The 16,181-nt window shown below is 44.2% G+C and carries 17 protein-coding genes; 7 read left to right on the top strand and 10 right to left on the bottom strand.

The features are described from left to right. The first annotated feature begins 91 nt into the window (after positions 1 to 91). From ACN0W5_RS13050 to ACN0W5_RS13040, 3 genes are all read left to right on the top strand, one after another. The gene (locus tag ACN0W5_RS13050; protein ID WP_417454526.1) at positions 92 to 613 is read left to right on the top strand and encodes a PAS domain-containing protein; all 522 of its coding nucleotides are present in this window, start codon (positions 92 to 94) and stop codon (positions 611 to 613) included. A 214-nt stretch (positions 614 to 827) separates the two neighbouring features. Next, a complete protein-coding gene (locus tag ACN0W5_RS13045; protein ID WP_417454525.1) occupies positions 828 to 1,349 on the top strand; it encodes a PAS domain-containing protein in 522 nt (173 codons plus the stop codon). A 185-nt stretch (positions 1,350 to 1,534) separates the two neighbouring features. Further along, positions 1,535 to 1,948: a VOC family protein gene (locus ACN0W5_RS13040; protein ID WP_417454524.1), complete on the top strand. Its 414-nt coding sequence runs from the start codon at positions 1,535 to 1,537 to the stop codon at positions 1,946 to 1,948. Between the two features lie 109 nt (positions 1,949 to 2,057). Here ACN0W5_RS13040 and ACN0W5_RS13035 read toward each other — a convergent pair whose 3' ends face one another. From ACN0W5_RS13035 to ACN0W5_RS13005, 7 genes are all read right to left on the bottom strand, one after another. Continuing rightward, a complete protein-coding gene (locus tag ACN0W5_RS13035) occupies positions 2,058 to 3,620 on the bottom strand; it encodes an L-serine ammonia-lyase, iron-sulfur-dependent, subunit alpha (protein WP_417454523.1) in 1,563 nt (520 codons plus the stop codon). Between the two features lie 229 nt (positions 3,621 to 3,849). Then, positions 3,850 to 4,746, bottom strand: a complete 897-nt coding sequence (locus tag ACN0W5_RS13030; protein ID WP_417454522.1) for a dihydrodipicolinate synthase family protein — start codon at positions 4,744 to 4,746, stop codon at positions 3,850 to 3,852. Between the two features lie 70 nt (positions 4,747 to 4,816). Continuing rightward, positions 4,817 to 5,539: an amino acid ABC transporter ATP-binding protein gene (locus tag ACN0W5_RS13025; RefSeq protein ID WP_417454521.1), complete on the bottom strand. Its 723-nt coding sequence runs from the start codon at positions 5,537 to 5,539 to the stop codon at positions 4,817 to 4,819. Beyond that, entirely contained in the window at positions 5,536 to 6,198 is a 663-nt protein-coding gene (locus ACN0W5_RS13020) for an amino acid ABC transporter permease (RefSeq protein ID WP_299373227.1), read from the bottom strand. The genes ACN0W5_RS13025 and ACN0W5_RS13020 overlap by 4 nt, the downstream gene beginning before the upstream one ends. A gap of 14 nt (positions 6,199 to 6,212) precedes the next feature. After that, positions 6,213 to 6,872: an amino acid ABC transporter permease gene (locus ACN0W5_RS13015; protein WP_417454520.1), complete on the bottom strand. Its 660-nt coding sequence runs from the start codon at positions 6,870 to 6,872 to the stop codon at positions 6,213 to 6,215. Further along, entirely contained in the window at positions 6,862 to 7,032 is a 171-nt protein-coding gene (locus ACN0W5_RS13010; protein WP_417454519.1) for a hypothetical protein, read from the bottom strand. Before ACN0W5_RS13010 ends, ACN0W5_RS13015 begins: the two co-directional genes overlap by 11 nt. A gap of 47 nt (positions 7,033 to 7,079) precedes the next feature. Then, positions 7,080 to 7,895 (bottom strand): transporter substrate-binding domain-containing protein, encoded by an 816-nt coding sequence (locus ACN0W5_RS13005; protein WP_417431918.1) that lies wholly within the window; start codon positions 7,893 to 7,895, stop codon positions 7,080 to 7,082. 363 nt (positions 7,896 to 8,258) lie between these two features. Between ACN0W5_RS13005 and ACN0W5_RS13000 the strand changes: the two genes are divergently transcribed. Beyond that, the gene (locus ACN0W5_RS13000) at positions 8,259 to 8,924 is read left to right on the top strand and encodes a GntR family transcriptional regulator (protein ID WP_417454518.1); all 666 of its coding nucleotides are present in this window, start codon (positions 8,259 to 8,261) and stop codon (positions 8,922 to 8,924) included. A gap of 121 nt (positions 8,925 to 9,045) precedes the next feature. Here the strand turns inward: ACN0W5_RS13000 and ACN0W5_RS12995 are convergent, their stop codons facing one another. Next, complete coding sequence (locus tag ACN0W5_RS12995) at positions 9,046 to 9,492, bottom strand: PAS domain-containing protein (RefSeq protein WP_417454517.1); 447 nt, start codon at positions 9,490 to 9,492, stop codon at positions 9,046 to 9,048. A 210-nt stretch (positions 9,493 to 9,702) separates the two neighbouring features. Here ACN0W5_RS12995 and ACN0W5_RS12990 point away from each other — a divergent pair, with 210 nt between their 5' ends. Next, positions 9,703 to 10,692: a phosphoribosylaminoimidazolesuccinocarboxamide synthase gene (locus ACN0W5_RS12990; protein ID WP_417454516.1), complete on the top strand. Its 990-nt coding sequence runs from the start codon at positions 9,703 to 9,705 to the stop codon at positions 10,690 to 10,692. A gap of 121 nt (positions 10,693 to 10,813) precedes the next feature. Beyond that, positions 10,814 to 11,140 (top strand): antibiotic biosynthesis monooxygenase family protein, encoded by a 327-nt coding sequence (locus ACN0W5_RS12985; protein ID WP_417454515.1) that lies wholly within the window; start codon positions 10,814 to 10,816, stop codon positions 11,138 to 11,140. A gap of 79 nt (positions 11,141 to 11,219) precedes the next feature. On the opposite strand, the gene ACN0W5_RS12980 is transcribed toward ACN0W5_RS12985, so the two are convergent. Beyond that, a complete protein-coding gene (locus ACN0W5_RS12980; protein ID WP_417454514.1) occupies positions 11,220 to 13,193 on the bottom strand; it encodes a methyl-accepting chemotaxis protein in 1,974 nt (657 codons plus the stop codon). Positions 13,194 to 13,592: 399 nt separating this feature from the next. Here ACN0W5_RS12980 and ACN0W5_RS12975 point away from each other — a divergent pair, with 399 nt between their 5' ends. Beyond that, a complete protein-coding gene (locus ACN0W5_RS12975) occupies positions 13,593 to 13,976 on the top strand; it encodes a rhodanese-like domain-containing protein (protein ID WP_417454513.1) in 384 nt (127 codons plus the stop codon). Between the two features lie 90 nt (positions 13,977 to 14,066). Here the strand turns inward: ACN0W5_RS12975 and ACN0W5_RS12970 are convergent, their stop codons facing one another. Further along, positions 14,067 to 16,142 (bottom strand): HAMP domain-containing methyl-accepting chemotaxis protein, encoded by a 2,076-nt coding sequence (locus ACN0W5_RS12970; RefSeq protein ID WP_417454512.1) that lies wholly within the window; start codon positions 16,140 to 16,142, stop codon positions 14,067 to 14,069. Between the last annotated feature and the right edge of the window lie 39 nt (positions 16,143 to 16,181).

Here is a 16,181-nt window from a genome sequence, read left to right as displayed (position 1 = left end):
CTTATAGTTGAATTTTAACTTTTATAAAATCCAATTATTACCTATATTAATCAGAAGGTGATTCTGTTTTTTGGTGGTATGGGATTTCATTGTGGAACAATACGCTGATCTGGATAATTTGGCTCCTCCGGTTCTTGGGGTGTACGAGTACTGGCTTTCTTTGCCGAAATACGAGGGATTACCGTTAAAGTCGTCTCTTGATCCTGTTGATATGCCAACAAAACTTCTACCCCATGTCTTTCTTGTTCAGTTGGAAACAAATCCCTTTGCTGCTTTGATCCGTTTGCAAGGTACCTATATAAATCATTCTCTTGGGGAATACTTCACCGATAAATATATCGACGAAAGTACCTTTGGTAATAGCGCCGCAGCTATTTTGGCGGGGTACGAGGAAGCAGCACAAAAACGTGTGGCCTATGTATCCCACGAAGAGGTCTATGGCTTATCCGGGCAAACCATGCTCATCGAAGCCATTCATCTGCCGATGGTTAATGAAGAAGGGCATGTTAATTATTTTCTTGGGGCTTTATCTCGGATTTCCGGGGTGACAAACCATGATCATGAATTCAGAGGGCGCCGTTGGGACGTCAAGACGATTAGTAACATCGCATAATCCCTGAGTTATCAAACTTTATTATTATAGACGCCAAATAAATCTTGAGGTTAATCCTTAAAGAATCAAGGGTTATGTTTACTTTAAAATTCGTAATATCAATCGCTTATTTTGAAATGTTACTCTATGGTCGAAATCTTATTTATAGTTAATACTATATTGTAGTATAGTGTCCCATCGCCTGAAACGAAAAGTGATTGTAGGACGTTGCTTCGTGGAAAAACCCAATGATCTCCTTAAGCTGACAGCCCCTGTGAAAGGTATTTATGATTATTGGCGATCTTTACCGACCTGTGAAGGTTTACCCCTGAAATCTGCGCTTGATCCTGTTGAAATCCCGTCGGGTTTTTTGCCACATATTTTTCTTGTACAGTTGGAATATAATCCCTTCGCTGCTTTTGTGCGGTTGCAGGGGACTTATCTGAATTATTCTCTGGGACAGTATTTTACAGATAAATACGTTGATAAGAGTACATTCGGGGATAGTGCCGCGACCATTCTCGCCAGCTATGAAGAGGCCGCAGCCAAGCGTATGGCTTATGTTTCTCAAGAAGAAATTCAGTCATCCAAGTATCAGTCAATTTTGATTGAAGCTATTCATCTGCCAATGGTTGATGACGTTGGTGACGTTAAGTTCATACTTGGGGCCTTATCTCGCATTTCAGGGGCCGATAGTACCGATCTGGAATTCAGAGGACGTCATTGGGATATTAAAGCCAGAAGCCAAATTGCCTGATGATTTTAACGTGACTTACATAGATAATAGGCTCGTATGGGGTTCGTATCCACATGTCTTGGGGATATGGCATTTGATTTGATGTTGGTCGACGTTATAGCTAGTACTAATTGCAACGAAATTTGCTATTCAGCAAGTGTTCACAAACATTAAAATCAGTATGAAAAGCAAGCGAGTAAAGCAAAATGAAGAAGACTTCTGCCCGTCCAGAGATTAATCAATCCATTGTTTTTACCTATTGCGATGATCTTGACATCGCATCGAAATTCTTTCGCGAAACGATGGAACTGGAATTCGTTGTCGATCAAGGGGCATGTCATATTTATCGGCTGACTGATTTAAGCTTTCTAGGGGTCTGTTGTTTGCCGGATCGACCGCGTTCTCAGGTGGGAGTGATGATTACCATTGTGTCCAGCGATGTGGATGGCTGGCATGAGTTCCTGACTTCAAAGGGCGTTAAATATATCAAAGACCCCGGACATTCAGAGAAATTTTCAGTCTATAGTTCTTTGTTCGAAAGCCCTCATGGTTACAAAATTGAAATTCAAAATTTTGATGATAAAGACTGGCACAAAAGAAATATTGGTTTGAAAGTTTGAATCGACTGATCTGGCCTTACTTGAAAGTAATTGCTTCAATTTTTATTGAGAGCGTTTTCTTAAATTCCTTTCTCGGTTTTTTGTCTCGTTTTTTTGTCTCGGGCTTTTTTCAAGTTTTGTTACCAAATCTTTCTTCTAAGTCTTTTTCCAAGGCTTTTGCGGTGGGGGTCATTGCCAAGCCACCTTTGCCCGTACATCGTAGTTCACAGGGCAGAGATTGTCCGACCTTGTGCATTGCGATGATGACTTCATCCAGAGGAATAAGATGATCAAATCCTGCCAGCGCCATGTTGGCTGCGGATAACGCGTTGCCAGACATCATTACATTTTTACCAAGGCAAGGGGCTTCGACGCGATTTGCAACCGGGTCACAGATAAGGCCAAAGGTGTTTTGCAAGGCCATGGAAGCAGCGGCAATACATTGATCGAGTGAACCATCGAGTAGAGTAACCAGCCCAGCCGCAGCCATGCCAGATCCTGACCCCGTTTCAGCCTGACAGCCACCGATTTCAGCCGAAAATGTGGCCATACGGGCAATGAAAACGCCAATAAGCCCCGCGGATAGCATGGCTTTGACCTTTTGGTCTTCGTTCATGTTCAGGGCTGTGGCGATGCCAAGGCAAGTACCGGGAAGTGTGCCGCAAGATCCAGCGGTTGGTGCGGCAACAATAACACCCATAGAACTTTTAACATCCATTAGGGCGGTCACTGCCAGAATTGCATCGTTATACAGCCCCATATTGAGGAAGCTGTTACTTGATTGTTTTTCTTTGAAAGCGGGGGCCTGAGCAGGGTAAATCCGATCCATGTATTGCGTGCCCTTGATACCGTCCGCGATGGATTTTTCAAGTATGCGAACAATGTCACGCATTTTCTCGAACACTTCTTCTTCAGGTATATTGCCCCGGGCGCTTTCGTACTTTAGGGCGAGTTCCCAAAGTGAGAGATTTTTATCTTTGTTGTAGGACATCATCTCTTCACTGATTGTGAAGGGGAGATCCATTTTAGTAGAGCTGCCAATAGGTAGAATAGGCTTGAGGTTTTTTATGGCTTTTATAGCTGTGCTGACAGGTAAGTCCTGTGTCGAAATACCCTTTTGCCCTTTTATTTGCAGGACACGACCTTGCAGTCCTTGGTGCGTGTGAAGACTATCGACATAGGGCAAGTCGTTCAAATGTTGATCAAGGGTCGTATCTTCGGTCCAGATAAAGGTTTCATGATAATCGCCATAGAGCGAGAGTTTGATATCATCAATGGCAATAATTTCAATAATGCCGCCACCGATTGAAATGGCTAGAATACAACAGCTTTCAGTATCATTGGTCAGGGTGAGTTTGTAGGTGTTGGGGTGTGTTGCGCCATAGTCTGTTATGGCGATTTCAACATCTGTACCTGTCGCTTCAAGATGTTTTCTAGCATCAACCATGCGGTCATCGGTGATGTCCCACCCCATCAATCCGGTAAAGAGCCCCATATCTGAGCCCTGACTGTCATGGGTAGGTTCCAAGGAACCGTTAGGGTCATATTCAATTAGGACTTTGGATAAATCGCCATTTATATAATCGCGGCCCAGCCGGCCAATTCTATAGGCTGCGGCAACGTGGGAACTGGATGCGCCGCGCATAACAGGGCCGATGGCGTCATTGAGAATAGAGGGAAAATAATTATCCATGATATGACCTGTCTCTGACCTGATTATGCGTGTGGGTTTCTGACTAACCCTTGGCAAATGGAGCGGTTTTATATATCCGCGTTTTGTTATGTTGTTATTGTGTCTGAATTGCGTCTTTTTTTTAGACTGGTTTATGTGAAAAGGTGCTGGACGAGACAGCAGAACTCGCCCAGCCAAGTTACTCTCAACAAGTTACCTCAAGTGATAGGGGGACCTTGAGAGTAGATACTTATGCGAGAGAAGGAAGTTCCGGACGGCAAGCAATAGCGTCGCGGATAATCTTTTCTGCTCGTTCACGCTGTGCGCCAATCAATGGCATACGTGGCATACGACAACGATCGTTAGAGCCGAGTTCAATCTGTTCAGCGAGCTTGATGTTCTGTACAAGGTATGTGGAAACATCAAGGTCAAGAAGAGGACGGAACCAACGATAGATTTCAAGTGCTTCCTGATTACGGCCAGCCTGCATCAGGCGATAGATGGCAACCGTTTCTTTTGGGAAGGCAACCACAAGGCCGGCAACCCAACCGATAGCACCAACACTCAGGGCTTCGTAGCCCAGGTTATCAACACCTGTGAAAACATCGAAACGATCACCGAATTTGTTGATGATCTCGGTTGTGCGACGAATATCATCAGAGCTTTCTTTGATCGCGACAAAACGCTTTTCGTCTGCAAGCTCTTCCATGATTTCCGGTGTAACATCAACACGATAAGCAACGCGGTTGGAATAGATCATGATTGGAAGATCGCTTGCTTCGGCAACCTGACGCATGCTTGCAACGGTTTCACGCGGATCTGTGTGATAAATCGGGCTTGGAACAAGCATAATGCCATCTGCACCAGCTTCCTGTGATGCTTGAGCCATAGCACAGGCGTCACGGGTTGCAGCTTCGTTGATGGTCATAATCGCGGGCTTGTCACCTGTGGACGCTTTTGCTGTTTTTAGAACGGCAATTTTCTCTTCCTTGGAAAGCATAGAGCCTTCGCCAAGAGATCCTGCGACGATCAGGCCATCACAACCTGCATCCATCTGATAATCAAAGCAGCGTTTCATTTCTGCATGATCTAGATTATCGTTTTCGTCAAACTTTGTCGTGACGGCTGGGATAACGCCTTTCCACATGGTCTTATTCCTGTACTGATTATAAAAACTGTTAATGGGTGGTGTGGTGTGTCCGAAAGAAGAATACTCCCTATCGGACGTTCGCTAAAAACTTTTGTGTATGAACCGATTGGGGGGCGCCAAAAATCTGTTCTGGTGGGCCCACTTCTTCCATGACGCCCTGATGGAAATAGGCAACACGGTCAGACACATCACGGGCAAAGCCCATTTCGTGCGTGACACAAATCATGGTCATACCTTCTTCGGCCAGAAGTCGCATGGTATCCAAAACTTCACCTACCAATTCGGGGTCCAATGCCGACGTTGCTTCGTCAAACAACATGTATTCTGGTTCCATAGCCAAGGCACGGGCAATGGCCAAACGTTGCTGCTGTCCGCCAGATAAAGCAGAGGGATAAACATCCAGCTTATCACCCAAACCAACATGCTTGAGTTGTTTTTCAGCAATGGATTTTGCTTGGTCTTTTGATACTTTCTTGACGATCTTGGGGGCCAACGCAACGTTTTCCAAAGCGGTAAGGTGAGGGAACGAATTCCATTGCTGGAAAACCATTCCCAAGCGTTGGCGTAGCTTGTTTATGTCGGTTTTTTTGTCATGAACGGTGGTTCCGTCAACGACAACCTGACCTTGCTGGATTTCTTCCAAGCCATTGATACAATAGAGCAGGGTTGATTTTCCAGACCCGGAAGATCCGATAATGCTCAGAACTTCGCCTTTGCTGACATTCAGGTCGATCCCCTGTAGGACATGGAGAGCCCCGAAATATTTGTGGAGTTGTTTGATCTCTATCATGAGGTCCAACCTTCTTCGAGCTTTTTGGAGTATTTGGATAGCGGGTAAGACAAGGCAAAGTAAAATGCCCCGGCACATGCCAAAATTATAAAAGGTTCTTGAGTTCTGGTGATCAAAATTTGGGATGCGCGCAGCAATTCCAGATATCCAAGAACAGATACCAACGCACTATCCTTGATTACGCTTAACGCAACGCCAACCCAGGATGGGAAGACTGCCCGTAATCCGATAGGCCAGACCACATATCGTAAATCCTGCCAATAGGACATGCCCAGTGATCTTGCCGCACGACGCATGGGGATACCAACGGCATCAATACCACCACGAACAACATTAGCAACAAGGGCTGCGGTGTAGAGGCTCAAAACAAAAGCACCAGCCGCAAAGGGACCCATTTTCCACCCAATGATGGGGAAGAAATTGTAAAACAGGATCAATTGAATAATCAAAGGGACGGATCTGAAGACGTCCAGAACAGTTCCAATGGTTGCCTGGGCAAACCATCTTGATGCTTGAAGCGCCCAGCCAAAGATACAGCCAAGTATCGTGCCGATTGTGATGGATACGGCTGAAATGCCCAGTGTGCGACCTGCGGCTTCCCCTAGGAATAGTAAATCTGTTGCCTGGAAGTCAGTGAAAAAGGATGCAGAGTTACTCATCTATTTGTCCTTTCTCAATATCTGAACAGACGTCGGGCAACGAGGTTTGATGCCAGAAGAATGATTTTGACGATGACGTAGTAAATTACAGCCGTCACGGCGAAGTATTCGAAAATGCGATAGGTTTTAGAGGCAAAGAACTGCGTTTCCCCAGATAGTTCGCGAAAGCCAACCAGCATTCCAAGCGAGCTCATCAACACAGCCCAAACCATTTGGTTTGTCATGGGGTGATAAACTATTTTCAAAACCTGTGGGATGATGATGCGTACGTACGTCTGTACCGCGGTCATGCCCAATGATCTTGCCGCGCGAACCTGTGTTTCCGGTACGGCAAGAAAGCCACCGCGAAAATTTTCTGCCAGATACCCGGCATTGTTAAAGGTCAATCCCGCCAAGACAATCAAATAGGGGGAGAGGTGTAGGCCAAATGCGCCCAAGCCAAAGCCAAAGAAAAACAGCTGAAAAAGGGCTGGTGTATTTCTGGCGATCTCAACCCAGGTTGTTGCAATCTGGCGCAGCGGGGTTGGCCCTTTCATACGAAGAAGTGCTAATCCTAGCCCTATCGTGATGCCGAGCACCATTGACAGAACTGCGACTTCCAGCGTTAAGAGGCCAGCCTCTAGCAATTCCGGTAGTTTTCTGAATACTGGACGCCAGTGAAAATTATAATCCACAAGTATTACTCCGACTATTTTCGGGGCGATTATCGGGGCCAATCCCGGCAAAATACCGATCAATCACACTCAATCGTGTTTTTCCTGAATGTGAGCCAAAATCTGGGCCGAAAAGAAAGTCAAGAATAGGGATGTCTGGTGTATAATCAGATATTGTCATGATAGCCAAACATCCCTTTAGATCACATATGTCAGATATAAACAGGTTTAGTACAGAACGCCGGGGATGCGGAGTTCTGGTGCTTCACCACCGACATAAGTGTTCCACAATTCCTGATAACGGCCTGAACGTACCTGATGGGTCACAAAAAGGTTCAGATAGTTAAGCCATGTAACGTCCTTGCGAGGGCCAACAACCGATGTGTAGTCTGTGGTCCACGGCATACGCGGGCCTGCGGAAATTGTGTCGTACTTTTCAACAATGGGCTTAACCGCCGTATTTGTTGTGATACCAACGTCTGCTTTACCTTGGGCGACAGCTAGGAAGACTTCGTTTTCGCTCTGATATCCCTGATAAAGGTCTTCTGTTCCCCATTCTTTTGCAATTTTGAGGAATTCCTGTTCCGGAACTGTACCAACAGCAGCGGCAACACGTTTGCCCTTCATGTCTTCGAAAGTTTTGATGCCGGTGTCTTTACCTACAACAGCCTGTGCAAAGTAAATTGCATAGGGAATAGAGAAGCCAACGGTTTTGGCGCGGGCGAGGGAATCAGATGTGCCACCGAAAACAACGTCAGCAGAGTTGGTCACGATAACAGGCAAGCGTTCTGCCCATGTCACGGGCAGGATTTCGTGTTCAACTTCCAACGCAGCGGCGAGATCTTTGCAGTATTCAACATCGAAGCCAGCAGGTTCGTTATTGGCATCGCGGTATCCAATTGGTGGAAAGTCTAGAACAACACCACAGCGTAGAACGCCTTCGTCTATCACGTCATCCAGTTTGTCTGCGAGTGCCGCGGGTTGAGCAACAAATGCAGCCAGGCAGCCGCCGAGCGCAAGTGTCTTCATCATATTCTTAATCATTTCTTTCTCCAACTGTTGAGCTTGTTTCTTGTCGTTATCTTTTTAAGTCCGGTTAAATCCGGGGCCTTTAAATTCCGAGTTAAGGCCCTGTGCGTCTGTGGAACTTCCTTAGTAAGGCCAGGGCCAGAATAAGGGAGAGGCCTGTTCCTGATCTTTTTGTCTGGTTTTGGTGGCCTACGTATTGTATAATGCAGATTGTATACAATATTCAATATAAATTTTTGTATTATCCTTCAAGTTTGAATAAATTTGACCAAGATTTGACCAAAATTTGGTGGGTAAAAATGAGAAAAATAAAAATATGCCTTTGTTAAAAAAGAGATTTTTGGCGGCACAAAAAATAATTTCTGGAGAGGAAAAAAGATGAAAATTTTTGCGACTGATCTGGCAAAAACAGCGTCTTCGTCGGATATTATTTACGATGCATTGCGGGATTCCATTATTAGCGGACAGATTCAGGCCGGGGAGTCGATGCGACAGGCGCATATCGCAGAGCTGTTCAATGTGTCGCGTATTCCGGTTCGTGAAGCCTTAAAGCGATTAGAAGCACAAGGGCTGGTTCAATCGCTTCGTTATAAGGGATATGTCGTCTCGCCCTTATCTCATGCAGAAATGGCAGAGATATACGAGATCAGGGCTAATCTGGAGCCAATAGTGATCGAAAAGTCCGTCGCCAATATGAGTGATGAAACACTGGAAGAGGCTAAGGAGTATTGTGATAGTTTCTCAACCGAAACAGATGCATCAAAATGGGGAGAGTGGAACCGTCTGTTTCATGAAACTTTGTATAGAGATGCCGAACGTCCCTATCATCTAAAGCTGGTTGGCGAGGCGATTGATCGGGTTGATTCCTATTTACGTGCGCAATTGGTTCTGACCAATGGGATGGAGGTCGCCAGACGTGAACACAATGATATTCTGGAAGCTTGTTTGCAGAGGGATGGTGTTTTGGCGGCGAAAAGAACCAGAGATCATATTCTTGGATCTTACCGTGTCTTGATGGATTACCTTGGAAAACAATCTAAATAAACACAGGATAGGCAACCCCAATTCCGCAAAATTTCAAAGGTGCCTTAATCTCACGATGATAAAATTCAAAGATTTTGAATACCAGCCTAACTGGGGTAATCAGGCTAAAATTTATCCAGACCTATGATGAATCTTTGGTTTGTAGAACAACGCTGAGAAGCAGGCGGTCAACATCAATTCCATTTTCTGACAAGGGTAGCATCAGACGTGAATATTTAATGTAATCCTTGTCTAGCCAGTTTGCATCAAGATCGTGCAATGTTGGCTCTTTGGTATTTACAATATGTCTGAACTGTTCCGTGACTTGATCATAAACGGGGCCGAGAAGGATATCTTCGACAAATCGTCCTGTGTAATCTACGCCCCATATTTCCACGACTCTTGTCCCCATTAACGTAACTTCATATCGTAAAGGGTATCTGTGAATTTTATAAATGCAAAGATTGGGAAGAAGGTGAGGGAAGTCGATGGGATCGATATCACTTCGGCTTGGGGCAAATCGATCCCCGCGTTTTGAATTCCAGTAATCATAGAGTTGTTGTTGTTCGGGGTAAGAAAACTCTAGCATCTGTATCCTAAATATGAAGTACAGTCATAATAACTGTAAGGCTTGATAATGACACAAATGATTTGAATTGGAAATTCAGTTTGTATCAGATCTATACAAGAACTTGTGATCAGGCATTAGGGGTGATATTTAAGCCAAATCATAACCGGGATCTGATGTGGTGACACAGATACCCTGTGCAAGAATACAATCTGTAGGGATATCATCGCGATGGGCGACAAAAATCGGGACTTTCAACAGGCGCTAGTAAATAGGCTTACTGACGCGACTTACCCTGAGCTTCCAAAGCACTATCAAGGCAAGGTACGTGATGCTTATGATCTGCCGGATGGTCGCCGTATTATGATTGCTACGGACAGACAGTCTGCGTTTGATCGTATTCTTGCGGCAGTACCCCACAAAGGGCAGGTTCTTAATCAGACGGCCCGTTTCTGGTTTGAACAAACTGAAGATATTTGCCCTAACCATGTGATTAGTTTTCCTGACCCAAATGTTGTGATTGGACGCAATCTTGAAATGTTGCCAATCGAGATGGTTGTTCGCGATTACATGACGGGCTCAACAGAAACGTCGATTTGGCCCATGTATCAACGCGGGGAACGCACGCTTTATGGGCATAATTTTCCTGAAGGCCTTAAAAAGAATCAGAAGCTGCCGACAACCATTATTACCCCGACAACAAAAGCCGCGCAGGGTGATCACGATGCCCCGATTACGGCGGCTCAAATTGTTGATCAGGGGATTTTATCCAAAGATGTTTGGGACGAGCTGGCGCGTTTATCCCTTGCACTTTTTGCGCGTGGTCGCGAAGTTGCCGCGAAAAACGGATTGATTTTGGTCGATACAAAGTATGAATTTGGCGTTGATCAGGATGGCCGTATTACATTGGCCGATGAAATCCACACTCCGGATTCAAGTCGTTACTGGATTGCCGAAAGCTATCAGGAGCGGATGGATAGCGGGTTAGAGCCGGAAAGCCTTGATAAAGAGTTCCTGCGTTTATGGGTAAGTCAGCGTTGTGACCCGTATAAAGATGATATCCCTGAAATTCCTGACGATACGTTGGAAATTTTCAGTGAAAAGTATATCAATTTGTTCGAGCGTGTAACTGGCGAGGCATTTAAACGGGAAAGCTTTGACAAGCCTTTACGAGAACGCATCCGGGATAATTTGGCCAAGATTTTGCCCGAATATTTCTAGAATACAGGAAATCATTTAAACTATTTTGAAGGCTGGGGTTTTTGTCTATGCCTAACAAGTATCAGAACTTCCAGACAAGCATAGAGTTTGTTGCACCATTCTACGGTGAAGGGGGCGTATGATGCCCGAGCAGTCATATTGCTATATATGGGAATTTATCGTCAAAGATGGCGCGAATAACCATTTTGAAGATTTTTACGGTGATGAAGGGGAGTGGGTACAGCTCTTTACCATGGGCGCTGGCTATATCCGAACAGAGCTGGTTCAGGATCAAACTGATCCTCAGCGGTATCTGACGGTGGATTATTGGAATACGGAAGAAGATTTCCACGAGTTCAAGAAAATCTTTGGTCAGGAATATTTGGCTCTTGATAAGGAATGCAATGGCCTGACCCTAAAGGAACGAAAGATTGGCGAGTTTGCTAATATGAACACTGCTTTTCATTAACAGCTGATATCTATTCTTTTGAGAAATAAAATGACCGCCACACATTTTTTACGCGCGGCGGTCATGAAAGGTGATCTCTTTAAGCTGCTTTTACCTGATCAATGAAGCTTGAGACATAAGAATTAAGCTTGCCTGATTCACCCGACAGTTCGACCGATGCCTGTTTTACCTGATTAGCGGCGGCTTCACTTTCTTTGGCGGTGTTACTGACATTGTTGATGTTGTGGGTCACAGTTTCAGTCCCGTTTGCTGCTCTTTCCACATTGCGGGCAATTTCTTGTGTTGCAGCCATTTGTTGTTCAACTGCCGCAGCAATTGCTGAGGCAATTTCGTCCATATTTCCAATGGTTTTACCGATAGAGCCGATGGCCGCAACGGCATCACTGGTGGCATTTTGAATACCCGTTATTTGCGTACCAATCTCGTCCGTTGCCTTGGATGTTTGGCTGGCAAGATTTTTAACTTCTGAAGCAACAACGGCAAAACCTTTACCCGCTTCGCCGGCACGCGCAGCTTCGATTGTTGCATTGAGCGCCAAAAGGTTGGTCTGTTCTGCTATATCGTTAATAAGAGAAAGAACTTCACCAATTTTTTGAGCAGATTGGTCCAGTCCCTGAATAACAGTATTTGTCTCGTTGGCCTGGGTAACCGCATCTGACGCAACTTGTGTTGATTTACTGACCTGCATGCCAATTTCTTTAATGGAGGCAGCCAACTGTTCTGATGCGGAAGCAACGGTTTGTACATTTGCAGATGCTTCGTTGGCAGCATTCGCAACGGCGGTGGATTGTCGGCTGACCTGATCGGCGGAATTGTTCATGGAACTTGCCGTATCTTCCATTTGATGAACAGCACCATCTACAGATCCAAGTGTTTTCTTGATCTGAGCTTCGAAGTCTTCTGTTAGCTGGTTGATATTATTGGACCGTTTTAACCGTTCTGCTTGATCAGCAGCCTGAGCAATAGCAAGTTCTTCGGCCTTGATCATGTTCTCTTTGAAAACAAGAACGGCACGACCTATTTGGCCCAACTCGTTTGCTCTTTCTGTTATGGGGACGTCTGTTTCTTTATCGCCGCCAGCTAACTTGGTCATGCTATCTGTTAATAACTGAAGCGGTGTTGTGATGCCTTTGCCGATAATCATTCCAACTGCAAAAACAATTAACGTGATGACAACAATCGTGGTCAGTGCCAGGTTTTGACTGTCAGAAATTGCGGTTGTGCCTTCTTTCACGGCTTGGTGAAAGTTTTCCTGAGTATAGTTAAATACGACATCAAAGTGTGGGGCCATTTCAGCGAAGATTGCACTGAGCACCTTAACGTTCGCTTCTGTTTGAAGCCGTGTTTCTGCCAGTGTCTTAAAATCTGTGATGTATGAGGATATAAGTTCAGTCAGTTCTTTCTGGGCGTTTGCGGGGATATCTGATTTTGCCAGATCTGCGCTGAATTCTTCGAAACGTGTATCCATACGGGCGATGTATTTATCCTCTAAACGCAATAAAAAATCTTTTTCATGACGTCGCATCATCAACATGGTTACAAGCAAGCGATCGTTTTTAAATTCTTGTAATTTGGTTTCGGCATTATGTACTGAATTTCGAAGTTTTCCGCGTAGCCCTTCTTCTTCGTTGAGGCCCATTTTTTTCCAGTCTTGTGATACCGCTGCAAATTGTGCCTGATATTTTTCGATGCCTTCTAGGGTTTTGTTGAGTTCTGTTCGTACTTCTGGTGAATTAATCAATCCCTTAAGCTCGGCTAATTGGATACTTGCTTTGGTAATGACCTCTGCATGTTGTCCGATGTATTTTTCATCCAACCTGATTAAGAAATCTTTTTCCCGACGCCGTGCGTTCAGGAATTCATACTTAACGCTGGCGACCAATTCCATGGCATTGGATGATCGAGTTTGTGTTTCCTGTGAGGAAAGCACGGTTTTTGAGCTGGTAAATAGAATGGCGCCAACAATAATGAAGCCAATTAATGCAATTATACTTGTTAAATTGACTTGGTATGCCAGCCGTACATTATAGAGCGACAGTTTTAACAAAGACATGAAACGACCTCTTCTAAAACAGATAAAAAGATAACAACGCATGCTTGTGAAAAAATGGAGGAACAACTGTCTTCAACTCCATAGATTGAACAAATAATACATTTTATACCTTAAATATTTATTACTTGTATCGTATGGCGCGGGTTGATTTTTTTTGTTTAAAAATTTTAGTTGTATATTGTTTTTTAGAATCTGTTGTAATCTGTCTTTTGTTGCGAATTGCGAGGGATTTTATGGTGCTTATTCTTTGCTTCAATTAAGAATAATGAAAGTTTCGGTTTTTAGAATTATAGCCTGACGTAAAATTTTCACGTAAATTTATTGAACTGTCGTGTATGTTTTATTGAGCAATACGTGTGAATATTCTCGGATGAAAGAGGATTAGAGGAGAAACTGGTTATGATTAAGTCCGTGGTGGAGATTGTGGCGAACGCAAAAGCTGAAGTGCCAACAATCAGTCCCGCCGGGTTAATGGAAGTATTGGGTCAAAGCAACGTTGTTGTTATTGACGTTAGAGATGCACAGGAATTGAAAGCAACAGGTGTTGTCCCCGGTGCCATTAATATTTCACGCGGCATGCTGGAGTTCAAGGCTGACCCCACCACGCCTATGCATCAGAAAGAATTGACGCGCGACAAGATGGTTGTTCTTTATTGTGCGTCTGGTGGTCGTTCTGCCCTGAGCGGTAAAGTCCTGATGGATATGGGGTATGATAATGTCCGCAATTTGGGTGCGATCAAAGACTGGGTCGATGCTGGTGGAGAAACCGAAGCGGTTGAGTAATTTTTCCCGATTACATCTATTCAAAATCTTTGATGGTCAAAACAGGCCAAATCATACGAATTTGGCCTGTTTTCAGGTGTTTTATTTACCTTATGAAGCTCTCAGTCCTTGAATAAAGTTATCAACTTCAGATCTGAGTGTTTCTGATTGCTTTGAAAGTTCACCCGCAGCTTCGAGAACCTCGTTTGCTGATGCGCCGGTTTGTTCCGCAGCTGTTTGAACTGTTGTTATATTCGTTGATACTTGTTGCGTGCCGATGGCTGCTTCCTGAACATTTTTTGATATTTCCTGAGTTGCACTTGTTTGTTGATCTATTGCCGCGGAAATGGATGTCGTGTTTGTACTTATGTTCTTGATTATCTCGGTAATTCCTTCGATAGAACGTACGGTGCCATCCGTTGCATTTTGCATCTGAGTAACTTGAATTGAAATGTCTTCTGTTGCTTTTGCCGTTTGATTGGCAAGAGACTTAACTTCACTGGCAACAACGGCAAAACCTTTTCCAGATTCTCCTGCTCTTGCGGCCTCTATCGTTGCATTTAAGGCGAGTAAATTGGTCTGTTCAGCAATGTCTGAAATTAAGCCAACTACTTCGCCAATCTTTTGAGCTGCGTCTGAAAGCCCCTTAACATTTTCATTTGCAGTATCTGCATCATTAACCGCCTTGTGTGCAATTGTTGTTGATTCTTCTATCTGGCGATTAATTTCTCCTATCGAAGCTGAGAGTTCTTCCGTTGCAGACGCAACAGTCTGGACATTTGAAGAAGCATCTTCTGAGGCCGAGCGAACTGCATTTGACTGCGTGTTTGTTTCGTCAGCAGTAGAGGACATTGATTGGGCCGTATGTTGTAGTTCTGTTGCAGCAGAGGATACTGTGCTGATAATAGATCCGACACTGCTCTCGAACTTATCTGCCATTTCTTCTGTTCTGCGTTTATTTTCTTCTTCTAAGCGTTGATCTTGCTCTATTTTTTCCGCCTGCATTTTCTTCACTGCAATGGCATTATCCTTAAATACTTGAACGGCTTCTGCCATGTCACCAATCTCGTCTTTTTGGCCGACTGCTGGAATCGCAGTTTCAAGATCTCCGTTGGCAAGTTTGTTCATAGCAGAGGTCATATTGTTAACAGGACCTGCGATCATCCGTCCTGTTAAAAAGGATAGAATTATGCCGATGATAATTGCACCAACTGAAATAATTGCAGTAATCAATACTGTCTCGTGCATGGATTTTAGCGCACGTGGGCCGAGCTCATCCTGAAGTGCTTTATTTTGTAATTTAAGCTGTTCAGTTTCTTCCGCGAGAGCTGGACCAATTACATCAAGAGTTCCTTTGATTATGGTATTGCGCTTGCTGATAATATCGACAGTTTCCTTGAATGTGACAAGGTATTGGCTTGCTAGGTCTTTTACTTCCTGGGCTAATTTTCTTCGGGTTGGGTTTTGAAGCTCCTGTAACATTTTATCTGCTGTGGCGTTGAAGCTTGTCAGTTCAGATATAGAACGTTCTGCACTGGCGTCTGTATTATCGACGAGATAACGGGTTGCATATAGTCTCGCGAGTAATAGATGTCTTAAGGTTACGCCGGCCATATGACTGGCAGAAGCATCCCCATCTGCATAAGCACTTTCCATGATGCTTGTCAGGCTTTTTTCTGACAGAGGCCCAATAGTGTTCATTCTTTCAACGTGATTATTACGTTTATTAACGTACTCTCGGACTTCCTGAAATGAGCTTTGATAGGTGAGCATGTCTTTTTCGGCTTGCTTCATCAGCTCTAAAGCTTCAGGGCGGTTGAATAGCTCGCCAGATTCTTCGATTAAATTTACTGTTGTTTGAATACGTTGTGAAACCTTTTCGGCAGAGGAGTCTTTGTTTGTTTTAATGTAATCTTTTGCGAAAAGCCTTGCTGTAAGGAGGTTGGCCTGAATGCGTCCCATTTGATTAGTTTGTAAGGCGTATGAACGATACTCAGAAAAATTTTTCTCAGCTTGTGATGTTCCGTAATAAGAGATGAAACCAACAACGGCGAGAAGAAAGAGGGTAAGGGCTGATCCCAATCCTATTTTCTTGCCGACTTTCATATTCACAAAAAAGTTTTTGCTGGAAGAGTGGGGAAGAGTTGCTATTTCTATCTCTTTGTTTTTAACGGTATCGGTAGTCATGTGTTCGCCCTAAATCAAATTTTCACTACAATTATTACA

The organism is Kiloniella sp., assembly GCF_048270245.1.
Classification (GTDB): domain Bacteria; phylum Pseudomonadota; class Alphaproteobacteria; order Kiloniellales; family Kiloniellaceae; genus Kiloniella.
Note: the sequence above shows the minus strand (reverse complement) of the source record. Positions and strands in the feature narration are given on the sequence as shown.